14 protein-coding genes and 1 other annotated feature are annotated in these 20,933 nt (G+C 62.6%); of the genes, 1 reads left to right on the top strand and 13 read right to left on the bottom strand.

Features of this window, described 5'->3' with window-relative positions:
• Positions 1-111 precede the first annotated feature (111 nt).
• The 3 genes from ACKTS9_RS12250 to uxaC form a co-directional block, all read right to left on the bottom strand.
• Positions 112-1,581 carry a UxaA family hydrolase gene (locus ACKTS9_RS12250; RefSeq protein ID WP_407881095.1) on the bottom strand — a complete coding sequence of 490 codons (1,470 nt, stop codon included), beginning with the start codon at positions 1,579-1,581 and terminating at the stop codon, positions 112-114.
• 67 nt (positions 1,582-1,648) lie between these two features.
• Positions 1,649-3,142, bottom strand: coding sequence for a tagaturonate reductase (locus ACKTS9_RS12245; protein WP_349215909.1), 1,494 nt, complete (start codon positions 3,140-3,142; stop codon positions 1,649-1,651).
• Positions 3,143-3,169: 27 nt separating this feature from the next.
• Complete coding sequence (gene uxaC / locus ACKTS9_RS12240) at positions 3,170-4,585, bottom strand: glucuronate isomerase (RefSeq protein WP_407881091.1); 1,416 nt, start codon at positions 4,583-4,585, stop codon at positions 3,170-3,172.
• A 661-nt stretch (positions 4,586-5,246) separates the two neighbouring features.
• On the opposite strand from uxaC, the gene aroF reads away from it, so the two are divergent.
• On the top strand, positions 5,247-6,260 hold the full coding sequence (gene aroF / locus ACKTS9_RS12235) for a 3-deoxy-7-phosphoheptulonate synthase (RefSeq protein ID WP_349215912.1): 1,014 nt from the start codon (positions 5,247-5,249) through the stop codon (positions 6,258-6,260).
• Here aroF and ACKTS9_RS12230 read toward each other — a convergent pair.
• From ACKTS9_RS12230 to ACKTS9_RS12185, 10 genes are all read right to left on the bottom strand, one after another.
• Positions 6,220-7,440, bottom strand: coding sequence for an MATE family efflux transporter (locus ACKTS9_RS12230; protein ID WP_407881089.1), 1,221 nt, complete (start codon positions 7,438-7,440; stop codon positions 6,220-6,222). The genes aroF and ACKTS9_RS12230 overlap by 41 nt on opposite strands.
• Positions 7,441-7,687: 247 nt before the next feature.
• Positions 7,688-8,521 (bottom strand): MetQ/NlpA family ABC transporter substrate-binding protein, encoded by an 834-nt coding sequence (locus tag ACKTS9_RS12225; RefSeq protein ID WP_407881087.1) that lies wholly within the window; start codon positions 8,519-8,521, stop codon positions 7,688-7,690.
• Between the two features lie 49 nt (positions 8,522-8,570).
• Positions 8,571-9,239, bottom strand: coding sequence for a methionine ABC transporter permease (locus tag ACKTS9_RS12220; RefSeq protein ID WP_349215915.1), 669 nt, complete (start codon positions 9,237-9,239; stop codon positions 8,571-8,573).
• Positions 9,240-9,243: 4 nt separating this feature from the next.
• The gene (locus ACKTS9_RS12215) at positions 9,244-9,993 is read right to left on the bottom strand and encodes a methionine ABC transporter ATP-binding protein (RefSeq protein ID WP_407881084.1); all 750 of its coding nucleotides are present in this window, start codon (positions 9,991-9,993) and stop codon (positions 9,244-9,246) included.
• 49 nt (positions 9,994-10,042) lie between these two features.
• Positions 10,043-10,299 (bottom strand) — a binding site (T-box leader).
• Positions 10,300-10,465: 166 nt separating this feature from the next.
• Positions 10,466-11,902 (bottom strand): adenylosuccinate lyase, encoded by a 1,437-nt coding sequence (gene purB, locus ACKTS9_RS12210; RefSeq protein WP_349215918.1) that lies wholly within the window; start codon positions 11,900-11,902, stop codon positions 10,466-10,468.
• 28 nt (positions 11,903-11,930) lie between these two features.
• Positions 11,931-15,641 (bottom strand): phosphoribosylformylglycinamidine synthase, encoded by a 3,711-nt coding sequence (locus ACKTS9_RS12205; protein WP_407881082.1) that lies wholly within the window; start codon positions 15,639-15,641, stop codon positions 11,931-11,933.
• A gap of 10 nt (positions 15,642-15,651) precedes the next feature.
• The gene (purD, locus tag ACKTS9_RS12200) at positions 15,652-16,932 is read right to left on the bottom strand and encodes a phosphoribosylamine--glycine ligase (RefSeq protein ID WP_407881080.1); all 1,281 of its coding nucleotides are present in this window, start codon (positions 16,930-16,932) and stop codon (positions 15,652-15,654) included.
• 15 nt (positions 16,933-16,947) lie between these two features.
• Positions 16,948-19,005, bottom strand: coding sequence for a hypothetical protein (locus ACKTS9_RS12195; RefSeq protein ID WP_407881078.1), 2,058 nt, complete (start codon positions 19,003-19,005; stop codon positions 16,948-16,950).
• Between the two features lies 1 nt (position 19,006).
• Positions 19,007-20,179 carry a phosphoribosylaminoimidazolecarboxamide formyltransferase gene (locus tag ACKTS9_RS12190; RefSeq protein WP_407881076.1) on the bottom strand — a complete coding sequence of 391 codons (1,173 nt, stop codon included), beginning with the start codon at positions 20,177-20,179 and terminating at the stop codon, positions 19,007-19,009.
• A 25-nt stretch (positions 20,180-20,204) separates the two neighbouring features.
• Positions 20,205-20,930, bottom strand: a complete 726-nt coding sequence (locus tag ACKTS9_RS12185; protein WP_407881074.1) for an IMP cyclohydrolase — start codon at positions 20,928-20,930, stop codon at positions 20,205-20,207.
• Positions 20,931-20,933 lie beyond the last annotated feature (3 nt).

Below are 20,933 nucleotides of genomic sequence, written 5' to 3'. Positions count from 1 at the left end.
GCCGGCGCGGCCGGGCCGGCCTGGTTTTCCTGGTTTCAGTATAACAAACAAACGCGCCGCCGGAAAGCATTTTTCCGGCGGCACGGCAAAACTTTCCGCAGTGCGGAACGATTACAGCACCACGCCGTCCTTGAAGATGGAGATCTCCCGGTAGCCCTGCTGCTCGGTTTTGGTCTGCTCGCCGCTGGCCACGGCAATGACCTTTTCCAGCAGGCGCTGGCCCGCCTGGGCGATGGGCTCGCCGTCGGCCACAGGGCCGGCGTTGAAGTCCATCCAGCCGCTCTTCTTCTCAAACAGCTGGGTGTTGGTGGCAATTTTCACCGTGGGGGCCGGTGCGCCGAAGGGGGTGCCGCGGCCGGTGGTGAACAGGATCATGTGGGCGCCCGCAGCGGTGAGGGCTGTGGCGCTGACCAGATCGTTGCCCGGGCCGGACAGCATGTTCAGGCCCTTGGTGACCACGGGGTCGCCGTAGCCGATCACGTCCGCGATGGGGGCGGTGCCGCCCTTCTGCACGCAGCCGCAGCTCTTGTCCTCCAGCGTGGTGATGCCGCCCTTTTTATTTCCCGGGGACGGGTTCTCGTACACCACCTGGTTGTGGCTGGTGAAATAGTGCTTGAAGTCGGTGATCATCTTCACGGCTTTGTCGAACACTTCTTTGTTGACACAGCGGTTCATGAGGATGCCCTCGGCGCCGAACATCTCGGGCACCTCGGTGAGCACGGTGGAGCCGCCCCGGGCGATCAGCAGATCGCTGAACGCACCCACCGTGGGGTTGGCGGTGATGCCGGACAGCCCGTCGGAACCACCGCACTTCATGCCCACCACCAGCTCGGACACGGGGATGGGCTGGCGCTGGAACTTGCCGGCGTATTCGGCCAGCTCGGCCAGCAGCTTGGCGCCCGCCTCAAACTCGTCCTCCACGTCCTGGCAGGTGAGGAATTTGACGCGGTTTTCGTCGTAGTCGCCCAGCTCTTCCAGGAACTGCTCATGGGTCAGGTTTTCACAGCCCAGGCTCAGCACCAGCACGCCGCCCGCGTTGGGGTGGCGGGTCAGCGCGGCCAGCAGCTTGCGGGTCTGGGCGTGGTCGTCACCCATCTGGCTGCAGCCGAAGGGATGCGGGAAGGTGTACAGGCCTTCCACACTGCCCTTGACCAGGTGCTGGTTGTCGCGGCACAGCTTCTGCGCCACGCCGTTGACGCAGCCCACCGTGGGAATGACCCAGATCTCGTTGCGGATGGCGGCGCGGCCGTCGTCCCGCAAAAAGCCCTGGAAGGTCTCGGGGGCCTGCGGCTCCACGGGGACCACGGCGGGTTCATAGGTATATTCGCCCTCTTCGGACAGATTGGTTTTTGTGTTGTGCACATGCACCCAGGCGCCCGGGGCGATGTCCTGGGTGGCGTGGCCGATGGCAAAGCCGTATTTGACCACGTTTTCGCCCTGCGCGATGGGGCGCAGCGCCATTTTATGGCCCTGGGGAATGTCTTCGGCGGCCACAACGCCGGCGAACTCCTCGCCTTTTGCCACCGGATGCAGGGCCACCGCCACGTTGTCGGCGGGGGAGATCTGGATGAGTTTCGTCATGGAAATGCTCCTTTTCTCTGAAAATAAGGGGCCGCCGCGCGCTGCGGCGGCCCCTTTCTGCACAGGTTTATTGTACGCTCTTCATAGCCGCATAAGCGCCTTCGGTGCGGATGGTCTCCAGATCGCGGGTCACAGCCTCGGTCAGGCCGGCAACCTTGGTCAGATCCTCGCCCCAGAAGCTCTCGTTGGACAGAACGGCCTCCGCCAGGGTCTTGGCGTCGTCGTCCTTATGAGCATAGTAGAACTCCAGCACGGGACGGTCGTCCTTCACGGCGTACTCGTCGCCGGCGGGACGTTTGCACATCAGAGCCTCGTCGTTCAGGCTCTGCACATTGCAGGAGTAGAACGCGATGTAAGCAGCCAGGCTCATGGTCAGGCAGGCGGGCAGCTTGCCTTCGTTTTCCACATAAGCCTTGAAGCTGGGCATTACGCGGGCTTTCCACTTGGAGGTGGAGTTCAGAGCGATGGACAGCAGCGCGTGATCGATGAACGGGTTGTTGAACCGGTCGGCCACGGCGGCGGCAAACTCCATCAGCTCCTCTTTGGGCAGGGTCAGCGTGGGGATGATCTCCTCATACAGAGCCTTGTTCATGAAGCCCTTGATGACCTCGTCCTGCATGCAGTTGCGCACGATGTTCTGGCCGGCCAGATAAGCAGCCAGGACCATGGTGGTGTGCGCGCCGTTCAGGATGCGCACTTTGCGTTTCTTGTAGGGGGTGTGGTCACGGGTGACCAGGATGGGCAGGTTGGCTTTCTTGAACGGCAGTTCCTCTTCCAGCCATTCCGGACCTTCGATGACCCAGAAGCCGAAGACCTCGCCGGTATCCAGCAGGTTGTCCTCGTAGCCGTTTTCCTCGTTGAGGGCAGCCGCCTCGGCGCGGGGATAGCCGGTGACGATGCGGTCCACCAGCGTGGAGCAGAACAGGTTTTCCTCGTCCACCCACTTGGAGAACTCCTCGGACAGGCCCCACTGGTCGATGTACTGATGTACGCATTTGCGCAGCTCCTGGCCGTTGTTGTCGATCAGCTCGCAGGACAGGATCACGAAGCCTTTGCCCTTCTCTTTGCCGTAGGCCTCAAAGCGCTCGTACAGGAAACGGGTCAGTTTGCCGGGGAAGGATGCGGGCGGCTCGTCGTCAAATTTGCACGCCGGGTCGTAGGCGATGCCGGCCTCGGTGGTGTTGGAAGCCAGGTAACGCAGGTCGGGGTTGTGGGCGCACTCCAGCAGTGCCTTGTAATCCTCATAAGGATTGATGCAGCGGGACACCGCGGAGATGATGCGCTTGGCGTTGACCTTCTGGCCGTTTTCAAAGCCGCGCAGATACAGCGTGTACAGGCCCTCCTGCTCGTTGATCATTTTGGACAGGCCCGGGGCGATGGGCTGGCACAGCACCACTTTGCCGTTGAAGCCGCATTTTTCGTTGGCCATGTCAAAGAAATAATCCACGAAAGCGCGCAGGAAGTTGCCCTCGCCGAACTGCAGCACTTTTTCGGGCGCGTCCTTCAGCAGATAGCCGTCATAACCCATCTGCTCCAGAGTTTTGTAAGACAGTTTGTTCATAATTGCATTTCCCCCTAACAAAAAGCATCAAACGTCAAAACCAAAGAATTTCACGGTGTTGTTGTAGCTGATGTCCTCTACCAGCTGGCCCAGCGTCTCCATGTCGGCATGGTACTCGCCGTTCTCCACCAGGTTGCCGATCCAGTTGCACAGGATGCGGCGGAAATACTCGTGACGGGTGTAGCTCAGGAAGCTGCGGGAGTCGGTCAGCATGCCGATGAAGTTGCCCAGAACGCCCAGGTTGGCAAAGTCGGTCAGCTGTTTCTCCATGCCGGTCTTGGTGTCGTTGAACCACCAGGCGGAACCCATCTGGATCTGGCTGGCGCACTGGCCGTCCACCTGGAAGGCGCCCGCCAGGGTCATGATGGTCTCGTTGTCGTACTGGTTCAGGCTGTACAGCACCATTTTCGGCAGATTGCCGGCCTTGCTCATGGCATCCATCAGCTTGCCCAGATCGTCGGCGCCGTGGGTGTTGGAAACAGCGTCAAAGCCCGTGTCGGGGCCCAGTTTGTTGTACCAGGTGGTGTTGTTGTCGCGGATGCAGCCGAAGTGGATCTGCATGACCCAGCCGTACTCGGTGTATTTCTTGGCCACGGCCAGCAGGCACGCGGTTTTGTATTTGTTCAGCTCGTCCACGGTGATGGCTCCGCCCGCCAGGCCCTTGGCCACGATGGCGTCCAGCTCGGCCTGGTCGGCGGCGGCATACACGGCGTAATCCAGCGCGTGGTCGGAAGCGCGGCAGCCCATCTCATTGAAGAAGTCAATGCGGTTGTACAGCGCCTTCACCACGTCGGCGAAGGTTTTGATCTCCACGCCGGAGACCTCGGCCAGCTTGGCCATGTAGGTGGGATACTCGGGTTTATGGATGTTGAACGCCTTGTCCGGACGGAAGGCGGGCAGCACTTTCACCTTGCAGGTGGGGTCTGCCTTGATTTTCTTGTGCCACTCCAGGCTGTCCACGGGGTCATCGGTGGTGCAGATCAGCTTTACGTTGGACTGGTCGATGATGCCGCGCACAGACATGTCCGCGTCTTTCAGACGGGCGTTGCATTTGTCGTAGATGGCCTTGGCGGATTTCGCGTTCAGCGGCTCGGTGATGCCGAAGTATTTCTTCAGCTCCAGATACGTCCAGTGATACAGGGGGTTGCCGATGGCACGGGGCAGCGTCTCGGCCCATTTTTCAAAGGTGCGGTACGGGTCGGTATCCTTGGCGCCGGTGATGTCGGCCTCCTGCACGCCGTTGCAGCGCATGGCACGCCATTTGTAATGGTCGCCGCCCAGCCACACATCGGTGATGGAATCATAGCGCTTATCCTCGGCGATCTCCTGCGGGTTGATGTGGCAGTGATAGTCGATGATGGGCATTTTTTCCGCATGCTCGTGGTACAGCCGGCGGGCGGTTTCGGTCTCCAGAAGGAAATTGTCGTCCATAAACTGTTTCATTCGAGTCCTCTCCTTGCATTTGTATGATGATTTCACGCCGTTTCCCGGCGTGTTTTTTCCTGACAACAGTATTATAGCACAGCTTTGCCGCTTGTACAGCAGTTTTTTTGTGCAAAACCTTGCGATTCTTGGCCCTTCTTCCGCGCTTTTTGTGAAATTGAAAGCGCTTGCTTTTCAGGTTATCAGATATATTTATAGATTTTAGGACAAATTGTATGATTTTTCATTGTGGCACTTCCACAAAAAAGGACCTCACATTTTTTACAAAATTTCTACAAAAAAAATTCGCAATCTCATGGTATGCTGAAGATGTCTTCCAAGTGGCTTCGGCAGCCAGCCCGCCCCGCCGTACGCAAAGCGGCGCGCGGCCCGGGGAACGCCGTGTGCGCGCAGTGATCGAGCGTTTTGAGAAAAATGCTTGACACTGCGCGTTTTGGCGCGTATACTCTAACCAAATCAGGAAAGGTGCGGTTTTCATGCGCAGCACGAACAGTTTGTTTGCATATCGCTTTTACGGCTATTCCTATTATTGGGGGAATGGCCCTGTTTGTCGTGGCGTTTTGGAAACTGCTTGAGTTCAATCTGCAGTTGAAAAGAGCCGGCAGCGGGGTGCGCTGCCGGCTCTTTTTCGTTGATTTTTCAGGAAAGAGGGTATCTTGTTATGATCGTTATTTTCAAGCCGAACGCATCTCCCGAAAAGGTGAAAGCGCTTTGCGCCCGCTTTGAGGCCAGCGGGCTGAAAATCCACAATTCCGAAGGCGAACACACCCACCTCATCGGCCTGATCGGCGACACGTCCAGCGTGGACATCGACCTGGTGCGCGCCAACGACATCGTGGAAGATGTGAAGCGGGTATCGGAGCCTTACAAAAAAGCCAACCGAAAATTTCACCCCGCCGACACGGTGGTGGACGTGGGCGGCCACAAGATCGGCGGCGGGCACTTTACGGTGATGGCCGGCCCCTGCAGCGTGGAGAGCGCCGAGCAGATCACCGAAGTGGCCCGGCGCGTGAAGGCCAGCGGCGCGGGCCTTGTGCGGGGCGGCGCGTTCAAACCCCGCACTTCCCCCTACTCCTTCCAGGGCATGCGCGCCGAAGGGCTGACGCTGCTGCGCAAAGCCCGCCAGGCCACGGGCCTGCCCATTGTCACCGAGATCATGAACACCGAGCACATCGGCCTGTTTGAAGACGTGGACATGATCCAGGTGGGCGCGCGCAACATGCAGAACTTTGAGCTTCTGAAGGAGCTGGGAAAGCTGAAAACGCCCATTCTGCTGAAGCGCGGCCTTTCCAACACACTGGAGGAATTTCTCATGAGCGCCGAGTACATCATGGCGGGCGGCAACGAAAACGTGGTGCTGTGCGAGCGCGGCATCCGCACCTTTGAGACCAGCATGCGCAACACGCTGGACATCAGCGCCATCCCCATGCTGAAGGCCAAAAGCCATCTGCCCGTGGTGGTGGACCCCAGCCACGCGGCGGGCATCGCCTGGATGGTGGAGCCCCTGGCCATGGCCGCGGTGGCGGCGGGCGCCGACGGCCTGATGGTGGAAGTGCACAACGACCCGCCTCACGCCAAGAGCGACGGCGCCCAGAGCCTGACGCCGGACCAGTTTGACGGCCTGATGGAAAAAGTCAGGGGCGCGGTGTCCTTCTTTGGCAAGGAGCTGAACTGACGGACAGGGACCGGGTCAGGCGGACCATGCCCCACACCGCCCCTGCGGCCACCGCCAGCTCGGTGAGAGGCATGGCGAACCACATGGCATCGGGGCCGGCCAGAACCGGCAGCAGCAGGATGAGCGCACCGCTGACCGCAAAGCCCCGGGCCACCGACACCGCCATCGCCGCGGCGGGCTTCATCAGCGCCTGAAAATAATAGGTGGCGAACAGATTCAGCCCCAGCAGCAAAAACGAGAGGCTGTAGCGCCGGATGATGCCCGGCGCCATCTCCAGAATGGCCGGCGTCGGTTCCATAAACAAATAGATGTAGCCCTGCGGCCATGCCAGGCTGAGGGCGGTCCAGAACAGGGCGAAGGCCGCGGTGGCCCACAGGGCGCAGGCCAGCGTCCGCCGGATGCGCCGCACGTTGCCCGCCCCGAAATTCACCGACAAAATGGGCTGCGCCGCCTGCCCCACGCTGTAGCCGCAGCACTGGACAAAGGTGCTGACATTGATGAGCGGCCCATAGACCGCCAGGGCATCGGGCCCCAGGTAGCGCATGATCTGGCGGTTGAACAGCACGGTGAGGATGCCCATGGCCGCGTCGGAAAAGAACGTGGAAAAGCCCGTTACGGCGATCGCCCGCAGGCGGGCGGCCGGCGCGGCGGTGCGGCACAGAGCCAGCGTGTTCCGGCGCGAAACAAAATGCGTCAGCAGCACGGCCAGGGTCACACAGCCGCCCATGGCGGTGGCAAGTCCTGCCCCGTACACGCCCATTCCGAGGCCGAATACAAACGCACAGTCCCCCACGATGTTCAGCGCGCCGCCGGCCAGCACGCCCGCCGTGGCCAGAACCGGATTTCCGTCGTTGCGCAGAAACGCAGCCAGCATCTGGTTCAGAACGAACACCGGAACCACGATTTTCACCGGTTCCAGATAGCGCTGCGCCAGCTCCAGCAGCTGCGCGTCCGCACCGAAAAACACCAGAATCGGTTCTTCCCACAGCCACAGCAGCAGCCACGCCGCCCCGGCCAGGACACACGCGCCCACCAGGGCCGCCGTGCCCTGCGGGCCCACAGCCTGCCCCACCACGGCCATGTCCACAACGGAATACACCGATGTGATCAAAGCGCTGCCGAACGCTGCGGCAAGATACCGGAAATACAGGGGACGAACCGAATCTTTCAACAAATCCATACCATTCTCCTCACACAAAAAGGGCCGGATAAGAAACGAGCGAAACGTGTTTCTTATCCGGCCCTTTCATATGTGAAAGCAGCCTCCGGCAACCCGCGCGCCCGCCCTCTTATCCGGCCCTGTCCTTACGTTGACAAGTCCTCCGACGACAGCTGCCAGCATACCAGAAATGCCGGGCGCTGTCAAGCTGCCCGGGCAAAAAAAGCACCGCGCGTTGCGAAATGCGCGGTGCTTTTGCAATCAGAACTCAGCCCTGCTTGATCTCGTCCACGCTGGCGCTCTTGCCCGGGTACAGGCCCATGGGCTCGTAGTGCACGGTGGCCACGCTGACCAGGTGCGTGCCCTGCTCGGCGTTGAAGTCGTCCAGATACGGCTGATGCTGGAAGTAGTTGACGTCCAGGCTGCCGTCCTCCACGCCGGTGTTGGGCATCACATAGTCGTCAAACTCCACGATGTCCAGCTCCACGTTGTGCTCGGCCAGAATGGGTTTGGCGTACTCCAGGATCTCCGCGTGGGGGCTGGGCGAAGCGCCCACCGTCAGGGTCACGGGCTCGCTGATGGCCGGGATCTCCAGATCCTGCGCGCCCATGGGCATGACCACGCCGCTGTAGTTGGCGCTGATCCAGTCCTGCACGTCCTGGCTCATGAGAACCGCCACCAGTGCCTGCACGGCGGGGTCGTTCTCGTTGCCCTCTTTCACACAGATCACGTTGCCGTAGGTCTGGGCGGCCACGCTCTCGGCGTCCTCGGTGAGCAGCACCTTGTCCGCGATGCCTGCGCCCGAAGCATAGTTGCCGTTGATGACGGCCAGGTTCAGATCCGGCAGGCTGGCGGGCAGGTTGGCCGCCTCCATGGGCACGATCTCAATGTTGTAGGGATTTTCGGCAATGTCCTTTTCGGTGGCTTCCAGGCCCACGCCCTCTTTCAGGGTGATGAGGCCCTGGTCCTGCAAAAGCAGCAGGGCACGGGCGCCGTTGGTGGCGTCGGCCGGAATGCCGATCTGAACTTTTTCGCCCGCGCCGCAAGCGGCCAGGCTCAGCGCCAGCACCAGAGCCAGCGCCAAAGCAAACACTTTTTTCATACGTTTCCTCTCCTCGTTCTTTTTTTCGAAAACGCCCGAAGGCGTGATCTTATCGGTTGCGCTTGTCCGCCCGGCGGGCCAGCCGGTCAAACAAAATCTGAATGATGCACACCAGCAAAATCAGCAGCACCACCGTGGCGTACATGACCGTGGTCTGATAGCGCTGATAGCCGTACCGGAATGCGATGTTGCCCAGGCCCCCGGCGCCCACGCTGCCGGTGATGGCCGTGTAGCCCAGAATGGTGATGAGGCTGATGGACAGGCCCCGCAGCAGGCTGGGCACGCTTTCCACCAGCAGCACCCGGGTGACGATCTGCCATTTGGTGGCGCCCATGCACTGGGCGGCCTCCAGCACGCCGTGGTCGATCTCTTCCAGGCTTTGCTCCACCATGCGGGCGATAAAGGGCGCGGCCGACAGCGTCAGGGGCACCAGCGCCGCCGTGGCCCCGATGGATGTGCCCACCAGCGCCCGGGTGAAGGGAATGATAAAGAACATCAAAATGATGAAGGGCAGGCTGCGCAGGATGTTGACCACCCAGCCGAACACCGCGTTGAACCGCGGCGCGGGCGCGATGCTGCCGGGTTTGGTGATGGTGAGCACCACGCCCATGGGCAGGCCCAGCACATAGGCGAAAAAGGCCGACACCAGCGTCATATAAAGCGTTTCCAGCGTGCCGGCCCACAAAATGGAACCATACTCTGCAAAAAATGCACCCATTTTCTCACGCCTCCTTTTCACTGAGCAGCAGCCGTGTCACTTCGCTGCGGGGATTTTCAAACACCTGAGACACCGTTCCCGTCTCGGCCACACGGCCGTCGCAGATGACGGCCACCCGGCCGCAGATGCGCCGGACCACGCTGAGTTCGTGGGTGATGATGAGGATGGTGACGCCCAGCTTGCGGTTGATGTCCGCCAGCAGCGCCAGCATGGCCTTGGTGGTCAGAGGGTCCAGCGCGCTGGTGGGTTCGTCGCACAATAAAATCTCGGGCTTTGTGGCCAGAGCCCGGGCGATGGCCACCCGCTGCTTCTGCCCGCCGGACAGCTGGGCCGGATAAGCGCCCGCCTTGTCGGCCAGGCCCACCAGTTCCAGCAGCTCGTCCACCCGGGCGGCGACGGCCGCTTTGTCGAAGCCTTTTTCCAGCTTCAGCGGAAAGGCCACGTTCTCGGCCACGGTTTTCTGCATCAGCAAATTGTAGCCCTGAAACACCACGCCCATTTTGCGGCGCTCGGCCCGCAGCTGGGCGCCGTTCATCGCCGCCAGGTCGCTGCCGTCCAGCACGATTTGGCCGCTGGTGGGTTTTTCCAGCATGGACAAACAGCGCAGCAGCGTGGATTTGCCCGCGCCGGACATGCCGATGATGCCGAAGATGTCCCCGTCTTCCACACGCAGGCTCACGTCCTCCAGTGCGGTGACGCGGTCGGCGCCGGTGCCGAACACTTTCGTCAGATGTTGAATTTCGATCAAAGCCATTCACCTTTCTTTTTCCCGGGCAATAAAAAACGCCCTCGGAACACACTGTTCCAAGGGCGACAAAGATCGCGGTACCACCTTGTTTCACCGCCGCTTTGCAGCGCGCGGCCTCATCCGCTGCGGTCTGCGAATGAGACAGACTTACAGCGCGGCACGATAACGGGTGCACCCGTCGCGGACTTACGCCATGCGCTCGCCCGCGCGACTCAGGAACCATGTTCGGCCCTGTCCCCTTCGCCCCTTTTCACCAGCCGGGGCTCTCTTTGGAAGCTTCTCAGGACGTACTCTTTCCGTCGCGGTCTTTTTCGTATAGTTGTTATTATACAAACTTTCTCCGGTTTGTCAAGGGCTTTTTCCGCCCGGGCGGCACGCCTTTTGGGCCAGAGCAAAAAACCGCCCTGGAACGTCGAAAGGGCGAAGCAGACCGCCTCACCCTTTCAATATTTTTACAAATCGTTGTTTTTCACTTTGATTATACAGAGAGCTCCGCCCGAATCCCCAGCGCGTCGGCGTGTTTTGCCAGCAGCGGGTCAATGACCTCGGCCAGGAACTCCTCCACCTGCTGCTCGGCGCGGCCGGTGAAGTCCTCGGGCTTCAGAATGGCCTCCACCTCGTCGTAGTCGAGACCGAAGGACGGGTCGGCGCAGATGCGCTCGATCAGGTCGTTTTTGCCGCCCTCTTCCTTGACCACACGGGCGGCCTGCTGGGCGTAAACGCGGATCTTCTCGTGCAGTTCCTGCCGGTCGCCGCCCTTTTTCACGGCGCTCATCATGATGTTCTCGCTGGCCATGAAGGGCAGCTCGGCCATGATGCGGCTGCGGATGACCTTGGGATACACCACCAGGCCGTCGCACACGTTGAGCAGAATGTTCAGAATGGCGTCGGTGGCCAGGAACGCTTCGGCCACGGCCACACGCTTGTTGGCGGAGTCGTCCAGGGTGCGCTCGAACCACTGGGTGCCGGCGGTAAAGGCGGGGTTGATGACGTCCGCCATCACGTAGCGGGCCAGGCTGCAGATGCGCTCGCACCGCATGGGGTTGCGCTTGTAGGGCATGGCGGAAGAGCCGATCTGCTGTTTCTCGAAGGGCTCCTCCATCTCCTTGAAGTTGGCCAGCAGGCGCATGTCGTTGCCGAACTTCATGGCGCTTTGGGCAATGCCGGACAGGCAGCTGAGCACGTTGTAGTCCACCTTGCGGGAGTAGGTCTGGCCGGACACGGGCACCACCTTGTCAAAGCCCATCTCTTTGGCGATGGACGCCTCCACGGCCTTGATCTTGGCGGCGTCCCCGTCGAACAGCTCCACAAAGCTGGCCTGGGTGCCGGTGGTGCCCTTGGAGCCCAGCAGGGCCAGGCTGTCCATGCGGTGCTCCAGTTCGCACAGGTCCATGTAGAACTCGTTCAGCCACAGGGTGGCGCGCTTGCCCACGGTGGTCAGCTGGGCGGGCTGCAGATGAGTGTAGGCCAGGGCGGGCATGCCCTTGTACTTGCGGGCAAACTCCGCCAGCAGGCCCATGACGCCCAGCAGCTTTTTCTCCACCAGCTCCATGGCTTCGCGCATGACGAGCACGTCGGTGTTGTCGCCCACGTAGCAGCTGGTGGCGCCCAGGTGAATGATGCCCTTGGCGCCGGGGCACTGGACCCCGTAGGCGTAGACGTGGCTCATCACGTCGTGGCGGCACTCCTTTTCCCGGGCGATGGCCACTTCGTAGTTGATGTCGTCCTTGTGGGCTTCCAGCTCGGCGATCTGCTCGTCGGTGATGGGAAGGCCCTGCTCTTTTTCCGCCTTGGCCAGGGCGATCCACAGCCGGCGCCAGGTGCGGAACTTGTTGTCCTCGGAAAAGATATACTGCATTTCCTTCGAGGCGTAGCGCGTCTCGAAGGGAGAGATGTAACGGTCGTGTTGTGACATAAAAAACCTTCCTTTAAATCGGTGATGCTCAGATCTTGAAGTAGTCCACGCCGCCCTCGAAGATCTGCTGCAGCTTGTTGCCGTCCACGTTCTTGTACAGGTTGTCGCCCGAGCGCTCGGAGTGGCCCATCTTGCCGAAGATGCGGCCGTCCGGGCTGGTGATGCCCTCAATGGCCAGATAGCTGCCGTTGGGGTTGAAGCGCACGTCCATGGTGGGCGCGCCGGCCAGATCCACGTACTGGGTGGCCACCTGACCGTTTTTGATCAGCGTGTGCAGGGTTTCGTCGTTGGCCACGAACCGGCCCTCGCCATGGCTGATGGCCACGGTGTGCACGTCGCCCACCTTGCAGCGGGACAGCCACGGGCTGGCGTTGGACGCCACCCGGGTGCGCACCAGCATGCTCTGGTGGCGGCCGATGGTGTTGAAGGTCAGGGTGGGGCAGGTTTGATCGGTCTCGACAATGTGGCCGAAGGGAACCAGGCCCAGCTTGATCAGCGCCTGGAAGCCGTTGCAGATGCCCAGCATCAGGCCGTCCCGCTGATCCAGCAGCTGGTGCACCGCTTCGGTGAGGGCCGGGTTGCGGAAGAACGCCGTGATGAACTTGGCGCTGCCCTCGGGCTCGTCGCCGCCGGAGAAGCCGCCCGGCAGGAAGATCATCTGGCTGCGCTCAATGATGCGGCGGGCCTCTTCCACGCTTTCGGCCACGGCCGCGGGAGTCAGGTTGTTGATGACGAAGATCTCCGGCTCGGCACCGGCGCGCTCCATGGCGCGGGCGGAGTCATACTCGCAGTTGGTGCCCGGGAACACGGGGATGAACACACGGGGCTTGGCACAGCCCACCCGGGGCGACACACGGGTGACCGCCTCAAAGTTCAGCGCTTCCACGGGCCGGGCCGCGTCGGCCTCGGCGGTGGTGTGGTAGGGCAGCACCGGCTCCAGTTTTTCCTCGTACACGGTCTGCACGCCGTCCAGCTCCACCCGCTCGCCGCAGGCCTCAAAGGCATAGGCCAGGGTGGTCTCGCCCAGCGTCTCGCCGATGTCCAGATCCTCGGCCAGCTCCAGCACAAAGCTGCCGTACTCGTAGCCGAACAGCAGCTCTTTGGTCACGGACGGGGCCGCTTTGAAGCCAAGCCGGTTGCCCAGGCTCATTTTGCACAGCGCCTCGGCAATGCCGCCGAAGCCCGGCGTGTAGGCCGCCAGCACTTTCTTCTGGGCGATGAGCGTCTCCACCTGACGGAACACCCGCTTCAGGCTTTCGGCGTTGGGCACAAGCCCTTCGCCGCGGGAAGGACGCACCAGCACCACTTTGGAGCCGGGCAGTTTGAACTCGGGGCTGATCACGTTGTCCGTGTTGCCCGCGGCCACCGCAAAGCTGACCAGCGTGGGCGGCACGTCGATGTTTTCAAAGGTGCCGGACATGGAGTCCTTGCCGCCGATGGCCGCCACGCCCAGGTCCACCTGTGCGTCCAGCGCGCCCAGCAGGCTGGCCATGGGCTGGCCCCAGCGGGCGGGGTCCGCGCCCAGGCGCTGGAAATACTCCTGGAAGGTCAGGTAGGCTTTCTCGGCCTCAAAGCCCGCCGCCACCAGCTTGGAAACGCTTTCCACCACGGCCAGATAGGCCCCGGCGTACTGGTCTTTTTCCGCAATGAAGGGGTTGTAGCCCCAGGCCATGCCGGAGCAGGTCTTGGTCTCGCCGTGCAGAACCGGCAGCTTGGCCGCCATGGCCTGCACCGGGGTCAGCTGGGTCTTGCCGCCGAAGGGCATGACCACCGTGCCCGCGCCGATGGTGGAGTCAAACCGCTCGGACAGGCCCTTTTTGCTGCACACGTTCAGATCGCCCATCAAATCGGTGAGCATCTGGGCCAGCGGTTTCTCCTCCACGTGACGGGCTGCGTCCTGCGCTTTGGGTACCGATACGCTGGTGTGTTTTTCCGCGCCGTTGGAGTTCAGGAACGGCCGGGCGATGTCGCAGATCACGTTGCCGTTCCAGCGCATGACCAGACGGGGCTCTTCGGTGACGGTGGCCACCACGGTGGCCTCCAGATTCTCTTTGTTGGCGGCGGCGATGAACTTGTCCGCGTCCTCTTTGGCTACCACCACGGCCATGCGCTCCTGGCTTTCGGAGATGGCCAGCTCGGTGCCGTCCAGACCGTCGTACTTGCGGGGCACGGCGTTCAGATCGATGGACAGGCCGTCGGCCAGCTCGCCGATGGCCACGGACACGCCGCCCGCGCCGAAGTCGTTGCAGCGCTTGATCATCAGCGTGGCCTCTTTGGTGCGGAACAGGCGCTGCAGTTTGCGCTCCACCGGGGCGTTGCCCTTCTGCACCTCGGCTCCGCAGGTCTCCAGGCTCTCCAGCTTGTGGGCCTTGGAGGAACCGGTGGCGCCGCCGCAGCCGTCGCGGCCGGTGCGGCCGCCCAGCAGGATGACCACGTCGCCGGGGACGGGCTCCTCACGGCGCACGTTCTCCTCGGGCACGGCGCCCACCACGGCGCCGATCTCCATGCGCTTGGCGATGTAGCCCGGATGATACAACTCATCCACCATGCCCGTGGCCAGGCCGATCTGGTTGCCGTAGCTGGAATAGCCCGCCGCGGCCGTGGTGACCAGCTTGCGCTGGGGCAGTTTGCCCTTCATGGTGTCCTGCACGGGCACCAGCGGATCGCCCGCGCCGGTGACGCGCATGGCCTGATACACATAGCCGCGGTTGGCCAGCGGGTCGCGGATGGCGCCGCCGATGCAGGTGGCCGCGCCGCCGAAGGGCTCGATCTCGGTGGGATGGTTGTGGGTCTCGTTTTTAAACAGAAGCAGCCAGGGCTCGTCCTTGCCGTTGTTGTCCACGGTGATGCGCACGCTGCAGGCGTTGATCTCGTCGGACTCGTCCAGATTCTTCAAAACGCCGGTCTTTTTCAGGTACTTGCCGCCCATGGTGCCCAAATCCATCAGGCACATGGGTTTGTTGCGCGCCCCGTACACCTCTTTGCGCATGTTCTGGTACCGGTCAAAGGCTTTGCGCACCCGCGCGTCATCAATGTCCACCTTGTCCAGAATGGTGCCGAAGGTGGTGTGGCGGCAGTGGTCGGACCAGTAGGTGTCGATCATGCGGATCTCGGTGATGGTGGGGTCCCGGTGCTCGGAGATGAAATACTGCTGGCAGAAGGCCGCGTCGTCCGCGTCCATGGCCAGGCCGTAATGGTCCACAAAGTCCTTCAGGCCCTCGGCGGTCAGCTTTGTAAAGCCGGTCAGCGTCTCCACGGTGGTGGGGATGGCGTAGCTGGCTTTCAACGTCTCTTTTTCCGCAAGGCTTGCCAGGCGCGCCTCCACGGGGTTGACCACGTATTTCTGGATCTCGGCCAGCTCGGCGTCGGTGGGATGGCCAGTCAACAGGAACACCCGGGCGGTGGCCACGTCCGGCCGCTCGCCCTGGCTGATGAGCTGAATGCACTCGGCGGCGCTGGCGGCCCGCTGGTCAAACTGACCGGGCAGGTACTCGGTGGCGAACACCACGTCGGCCCCGTCGGGGATGGCGGTGTACACATCGTCCAGCTGCGGCTCGGAGAACACGGTGCCGATGCATTTTCGGAACAGCTCTTCCCCGATGCCCTCCACGTCGTACCGGTTCAGCAGCCGAAGCCCGGTGACGCTTTTGATGCGCAAAAGATGGCGGATCTCGTGCAGGATGCCCTTTGCCTCAACGGCATATTCGGGGCGTTTTTCAACGTAAATACGATAAACCATGGTTGCCTCCTTACAATGCGGCCAGGGCGCGCGCGCCGATGTCCGTTCGTTTGTGCAGCCCGTCGAAATGAATTTGTTCCGACGCGGCATAGGCTTTTTCCAGCGCCTGTTTCAGGGTGTCGGCCGTGGCGGTGACGCCCAGAACACGGCCGCCGGCGGTGACCAGCTGCCCGTCCTTCAGGGCAGTGCCCGCGTGGTACACCACGGCTTCGCCGCCGGGCAGCTGCCCGTTTACAAGGCCGGTGATGACTTTGCCTTTTTCATAATGCTGAGGATATCCGCCCGAGGCCAGCACCACGCAGGCGGCGGACTTGTGGCTGAACTTGACTTCCGCTTTGTCCAGAGTGCCGTCGGTGGTGGCCCGCATAATGGCCAGCAGATCGCTTTCCAGAAGGGGCAGCACCACCTGGGTCTCCGGGTCGCCGAAGCGGCAGTTGTACTCGATGACCTTGGGGCCGTCCGGGGTGAGCATCAGCCCGAAGTACAGACAGCCCTTGAAGGGGCAGCCCTCGGCGGCCATGGCGGCCACGGTGGGTTTGAAGATGGTCTCCATGCACACGCCGGCAATTTCGTTGGTATAGCAGGGGTTGGGGGCCAAGGTGCCCATGCCGCCGGTGTTCAGGCCCTTGTCCCCGTCCAGCGCCCGCTTGTGGTCCATGCTGGACACCATGGGCACCACGGTTTTGCCGTCGGTAAAGCTGAGCACCGACACCTCTGGCCCGGTGAGGAACTCCTCCACCACCACACGGCGGCCGGAGGCGCCGAACATGCCCTCTTCCAGCATGCCTTTGACGGCGCTTTCGGCGGCGGCCTCATCCTCGCAGATCAGAACGCCCTTTCCCAGGGCCAGGCCGTCGGCCTTGACCACCACGGGGTATTTGCCCCGTGCGCGAATGTAGGCCATGGCCTCGTCCGCGTTTGTAAAGGTCTCGTATTCGGCGGTGGGAATGCCGTATTTTTTCATCAGGTTTTTGGAGAAGACCTTGCTGGCCTCGATGCGGGCCGCGGCCTTGTCGGGCCCGAAGGCGGGAATGCCTTTTTCGGCCAGGGCATCCACCATGCCCAGCGCCAGAGGATCGTCCGGGGCGACCACCACGTAGTCCACGTGCCGGGCGCAGGCCAGCTCCACCATGTTCTCCACGTCCGTGGCTGCCACGGGCACGCACACCGCGTCCGCGGCGATGCCGCCGTTGCCCGGCGCGCACAAAATTTCGGTCACGCCCGCGCTCTGCTTCAGTTTGCGGATGATGGCGTGCTCGCGGCCACCGCCGCCCACCACAAGGATCTTCATACAAACTCCCTCCGTTTATTGCAACACAAAAATGGTCACATCGTCGTTTTCATAGACTGTTTCAAAGCCGTCCACCGCGCTTTGGGCGAACAGCGAGGGCTGGGTCTGCTCGGTGATGTCCCAGCCTTTTTCCGCCGCCGTTTTGCAGTAGATCACCGCGCCCACGCCGATCTCGCGGCACAGCGCGGCGGCCCCATCGGCGGTCTCGTCGGGGCCGAACAGGGTTTTCATCTCGCTTACCCGCCTGTCCACTTCCGCCTTGTCCACGCCCAGGTTGGACACGGCGTACTTGAAGCTCTCCATATAGAAGGGCCGGCCGGAAATGCCGGAGTACACGTTGGAAAGCCCCTCTTTGGCCACGCCCGTATGGCTGCGGTTGGTGGCCAGCAGAATGCCCTCGGGCAGGTGTTCGCCCGCCCATGCAAGCGCCTCTTCCTCGGCGGCGGTCAGGGCCAGGTCCTTTTCACCGGCCAGCGCGGCGTCGCCCGTGGGGGTGGTCAGGCCGTCCCCCACCATCTGCACGCCGGTGAACACACCGCCTGCAAGGCCCACCAGCACCAGACATGCGGCGCACCCTTTGCACACTGCGGCCAGCGCCTTTTTGCGGCGGGCGCAGAAGGCCAGAAATCCGTCCAGATTCTGCACGGCCAGCACATTGGCGAAAAACAGCCCGATGAAGGCGAAGTACATCTGGCTCATGGATTCGTGGTCAAACAGGAAAAAGGCCGCAAAGCCGCCCGCAGCGCAGGCGGTGAAAAACAGGCGCGGCCCGCCCAGCTTGGGCAGACGGGGCACGTCCCCCACGGCCCCCGCCAGAAACAGCGGCGTGGAGGCCGGGGCGAAGCACACGGTCTGGGCCAGCATGAACAGCGGCGCACACACCGCGGCCAGCAGGGGGCTTTTGGCCCGCAGCAGCGCCACAAAATTGGTAAAATACGATTTTTCCAGGGTGCCGAACAGAGAAAACCCGATCTTGCTGGAAGCACCCGCGGAGAAAAACACCCGAAACAGCACCGCGAATCCGGCCAGCAGCAGCGCCGCAAAGGCCAGCACGGCACCGTTTTGCTTTGTGCGGGCAAAGGCAAAGCGCACCAGCGCCGCCAGCGCAAAAGCCAGCGCCGCCACACCCGCCACCGGGCCCTTGGCAAAGCACAACAGGGCGAAGGCCGCCCCGGTGAAGGCCCACAGCCAGGGTTTCGGGGCGTTCCACAGCGCCCACACACCGGCGGCGAAGCCCGCCAGCAGCAGGGTCGTCAGCCCCATGCCGTTCACGTTGCTGATGAGATGATACACGCTCAGGTTCCAGAAGGGGCACCGGCCGTAGGAGAAGATCTTCCACAGCCCCGCGCCGCCGCACAGGAAGGTGAGCACAAAAAACACGGCGGTTTTTTTCCGGCTTTCAAACCACAGGGCTCCGCACTCGGCCAGCACGGCCGCCAGCAGCCACAGACAGAACACCGGCAGGTAAAAGGCCAGCGCGTCCCACAGGGGAACACCGCCCATGGCAAAGCCCGCGGCCAGCAGCTCGGACAGCCAGTGATAGGTGATGGTGTACCCGGAAAAACGCAGGTCCTGGGGCGGCAGCCCCTGCAGAAAGCTTTGGGCGTTGCCCAGGTTCCAGAAAAAGTCGTGGTTGGGCTCCACGGCGCCCGCGGCCACAGCGTGGGCATTGGGCAGCACGCACACGGCGATGCAGGCAAGCCAGAACGCGGCCCGCACCAGCGCGCGGGCGTTGTCGGGGGCCGGGATGGTCCCCCGCACTGCGAAGAGGCTGGCGAGCCCCGCCACAGGCAGCACCCACACCAGCGCGTGCAGCCCCGTGGCCGAGGCCAGCGCTGTGACAACGGCCCACAGCCCCAGCCCGAACACGGTTCCGGCAGTGGCCGGCAGGCCCGCCTGTTCCGCCCCCAGCACCCGGGCCAGCGCCCGGCCCGGAAGCCAGATGCCCAGCACCGCCAGCACGGCAAACAGCGCCGCCCCGGTCAGGGACGCCCCCGCCCACCCGCAGGCAGCCAGGAACGCCCCGGCGCAGAGAAGCTCGGCCCACCGGGCTTTGGTCATCAAGCGGATCATATCAATGATGGAACAGCCGCAGGCCGTTGAAGGCCATGACGATGCCGTACTTGTCGCAGGTGGCGATCACCTGATCGTCCCGGATGGAGCCGCCCGGCTCCACAATGGCGCTGACGCCCGAACGGCGGGCCCGCTCGATGTTGTCCCCGAAGGGGAAGAAGGCGTCGGAGCCCAGGCACACGTCATGGAACTGGGTCAGCCACGCTTTTTTCTCTTCGGCGGTCAGGGGTTCGGGACGCGTGGTGAAGGTATCGGCCCACACGTCGTCGCCCAGCACGTCCTCCCACTCGTCGGAGATGTACACGTCGATGGCGTTGTCCCGGTTGGGGCGGGACACGTCCTTGCGGAAGGGCAGGCCCAGCACCTTCGGGTGCTGGCGCAGATGCCAGATGTCGGCCTTGTTGCCCGCCAGGCGGGTGCAGTGGATGCGGCTCTGCTGGCCCGCGCCCACGCCGATGATCTGGCCGCCCTCGGCGTAGCAGACCGAGTTGGACTGGGTGTATTTCAACGTGATGAGGCACAAAATCAAATCCCGTTTCTGGGCCTCGGTCAGGGTCTTGTTCTGGGTGACGATGTTGGAGAAGGTCTCGGGGCCGAACTTGGCCTCGTTGCGGCCCTGCTCAAAGGTGATGCCGAACACGTCCTTGTGCTCCACGGGGGCCGGCACATAGGCGGGGTCGATCTTCACCACGTTGTAGCCGCCCTTGCGCTTTGCCTTCAGAATGGCCAGGGCCTCGTCGGTGTAGCCCGGGGCGATGACGCCGTCGGTCACTTCGTGCTGGATGACCCGGGCGGTGCTTTCGTCGCACACGTCGGACAAAGCGATCCAGTCACCGAAGGAGGACATGCGGTCCGCGCCGCGGGCGCGGGCATAGGCGCAGGCCAGAGGCGAAAGCTCCATGCCCTCCACAAAGTACATTTTCTTCATGGCGTCGGTCAGGGGCAGGCCCAGGGCGGCGCCCGCCGGAGACACATGCTTGAAGGACGCCGCCGCGGGCAGGCCCGTGGCCTCCTTCAGCTCTTTCACCAGCTGCCAGGAGTTCAGCGCGTCCAGAAAGTTGATGTAGCCCGGGCGGCCGTTGAGCACCTCCACCGGCAGCTCGCCTTCCTGCATGAAGATGCGGGCGGGCTTCTGGTTGGGGTTGCAGCCGTATTTCAGTTCCAGTTCTCTCATGAAAAAGCCTCCTTGAAAGGCCGGGTCAGCCCTCGGTCTTCTGGTATTTGTTGACGATGCGGTCTTCGGCCTCGCCGGTTTTCAAATCGATGAAGCGCACGAACAGAGACACCTTGTTGGCCTCGTTCAGGCTGTTCCACACCATGTTGGTGAAGGTGTCGATGCTGCCCGCGATGCGCACCCGCTCGGGCTCGCCGGAAAAGCTGGGGATGGGGTTGCCGTCACACCGGTAGGTGTGGATGAACCGGCCCTCCCCGGCCACGGGCTGCGGATACTCGAAGAAAAAGCGCTCCACCGAGGCTTCGTTGCCGCCGTCGGATTTCAAAATGGACAGCTTGTAGCTCATCTCGCCCTCTTTCACCTTCACCAGACCCGAGATGCGGGGGGTGAAGTTGGGGCTGTCCGGCTCAAAGGTGCGCTTGCGCAGGGCCTTGGCAAAGCTTTTGCCCTTTTTCAGCGCGTCGTACACGGTGTCGGTCTGGTCGCCGTTGGTGACGATGGTCTTGTGGCCCAGCACCCGCACCGGCGCGTAGATGATCAGGCTGGGGTCCTCCAGCTTGGCGGGGTCCGCGGCTTCGGTGATGATGCCGCCGTCCCTGGCCGTGAACACACGGTTGCGGCTGTTGGCCGACCGGCCCATGATGAAATAGGCGATGACGGCGCTTTTGCCGTCCTCAGAACGGCCGATGACAATGCCCCGGCCGGGATAGGCGTTGATGGCGAGCTCTGCCGCCAGACTTAAATGATCCATAAA

The organism is Owariibacterium komagatae, from assembly GCF_045865535.1.
In the GTDB taxonomy this organism is placed as follows: domain Bacteria; phylum Bacillota; class Clostridia; order Oscillospirales; family Ruminococcaceae; genus Ruthenibacterium; species Ruthenibacterium komagatae.
This window is presented reverse-complemented; position numbering and strand designations above follow the sequence as displayed.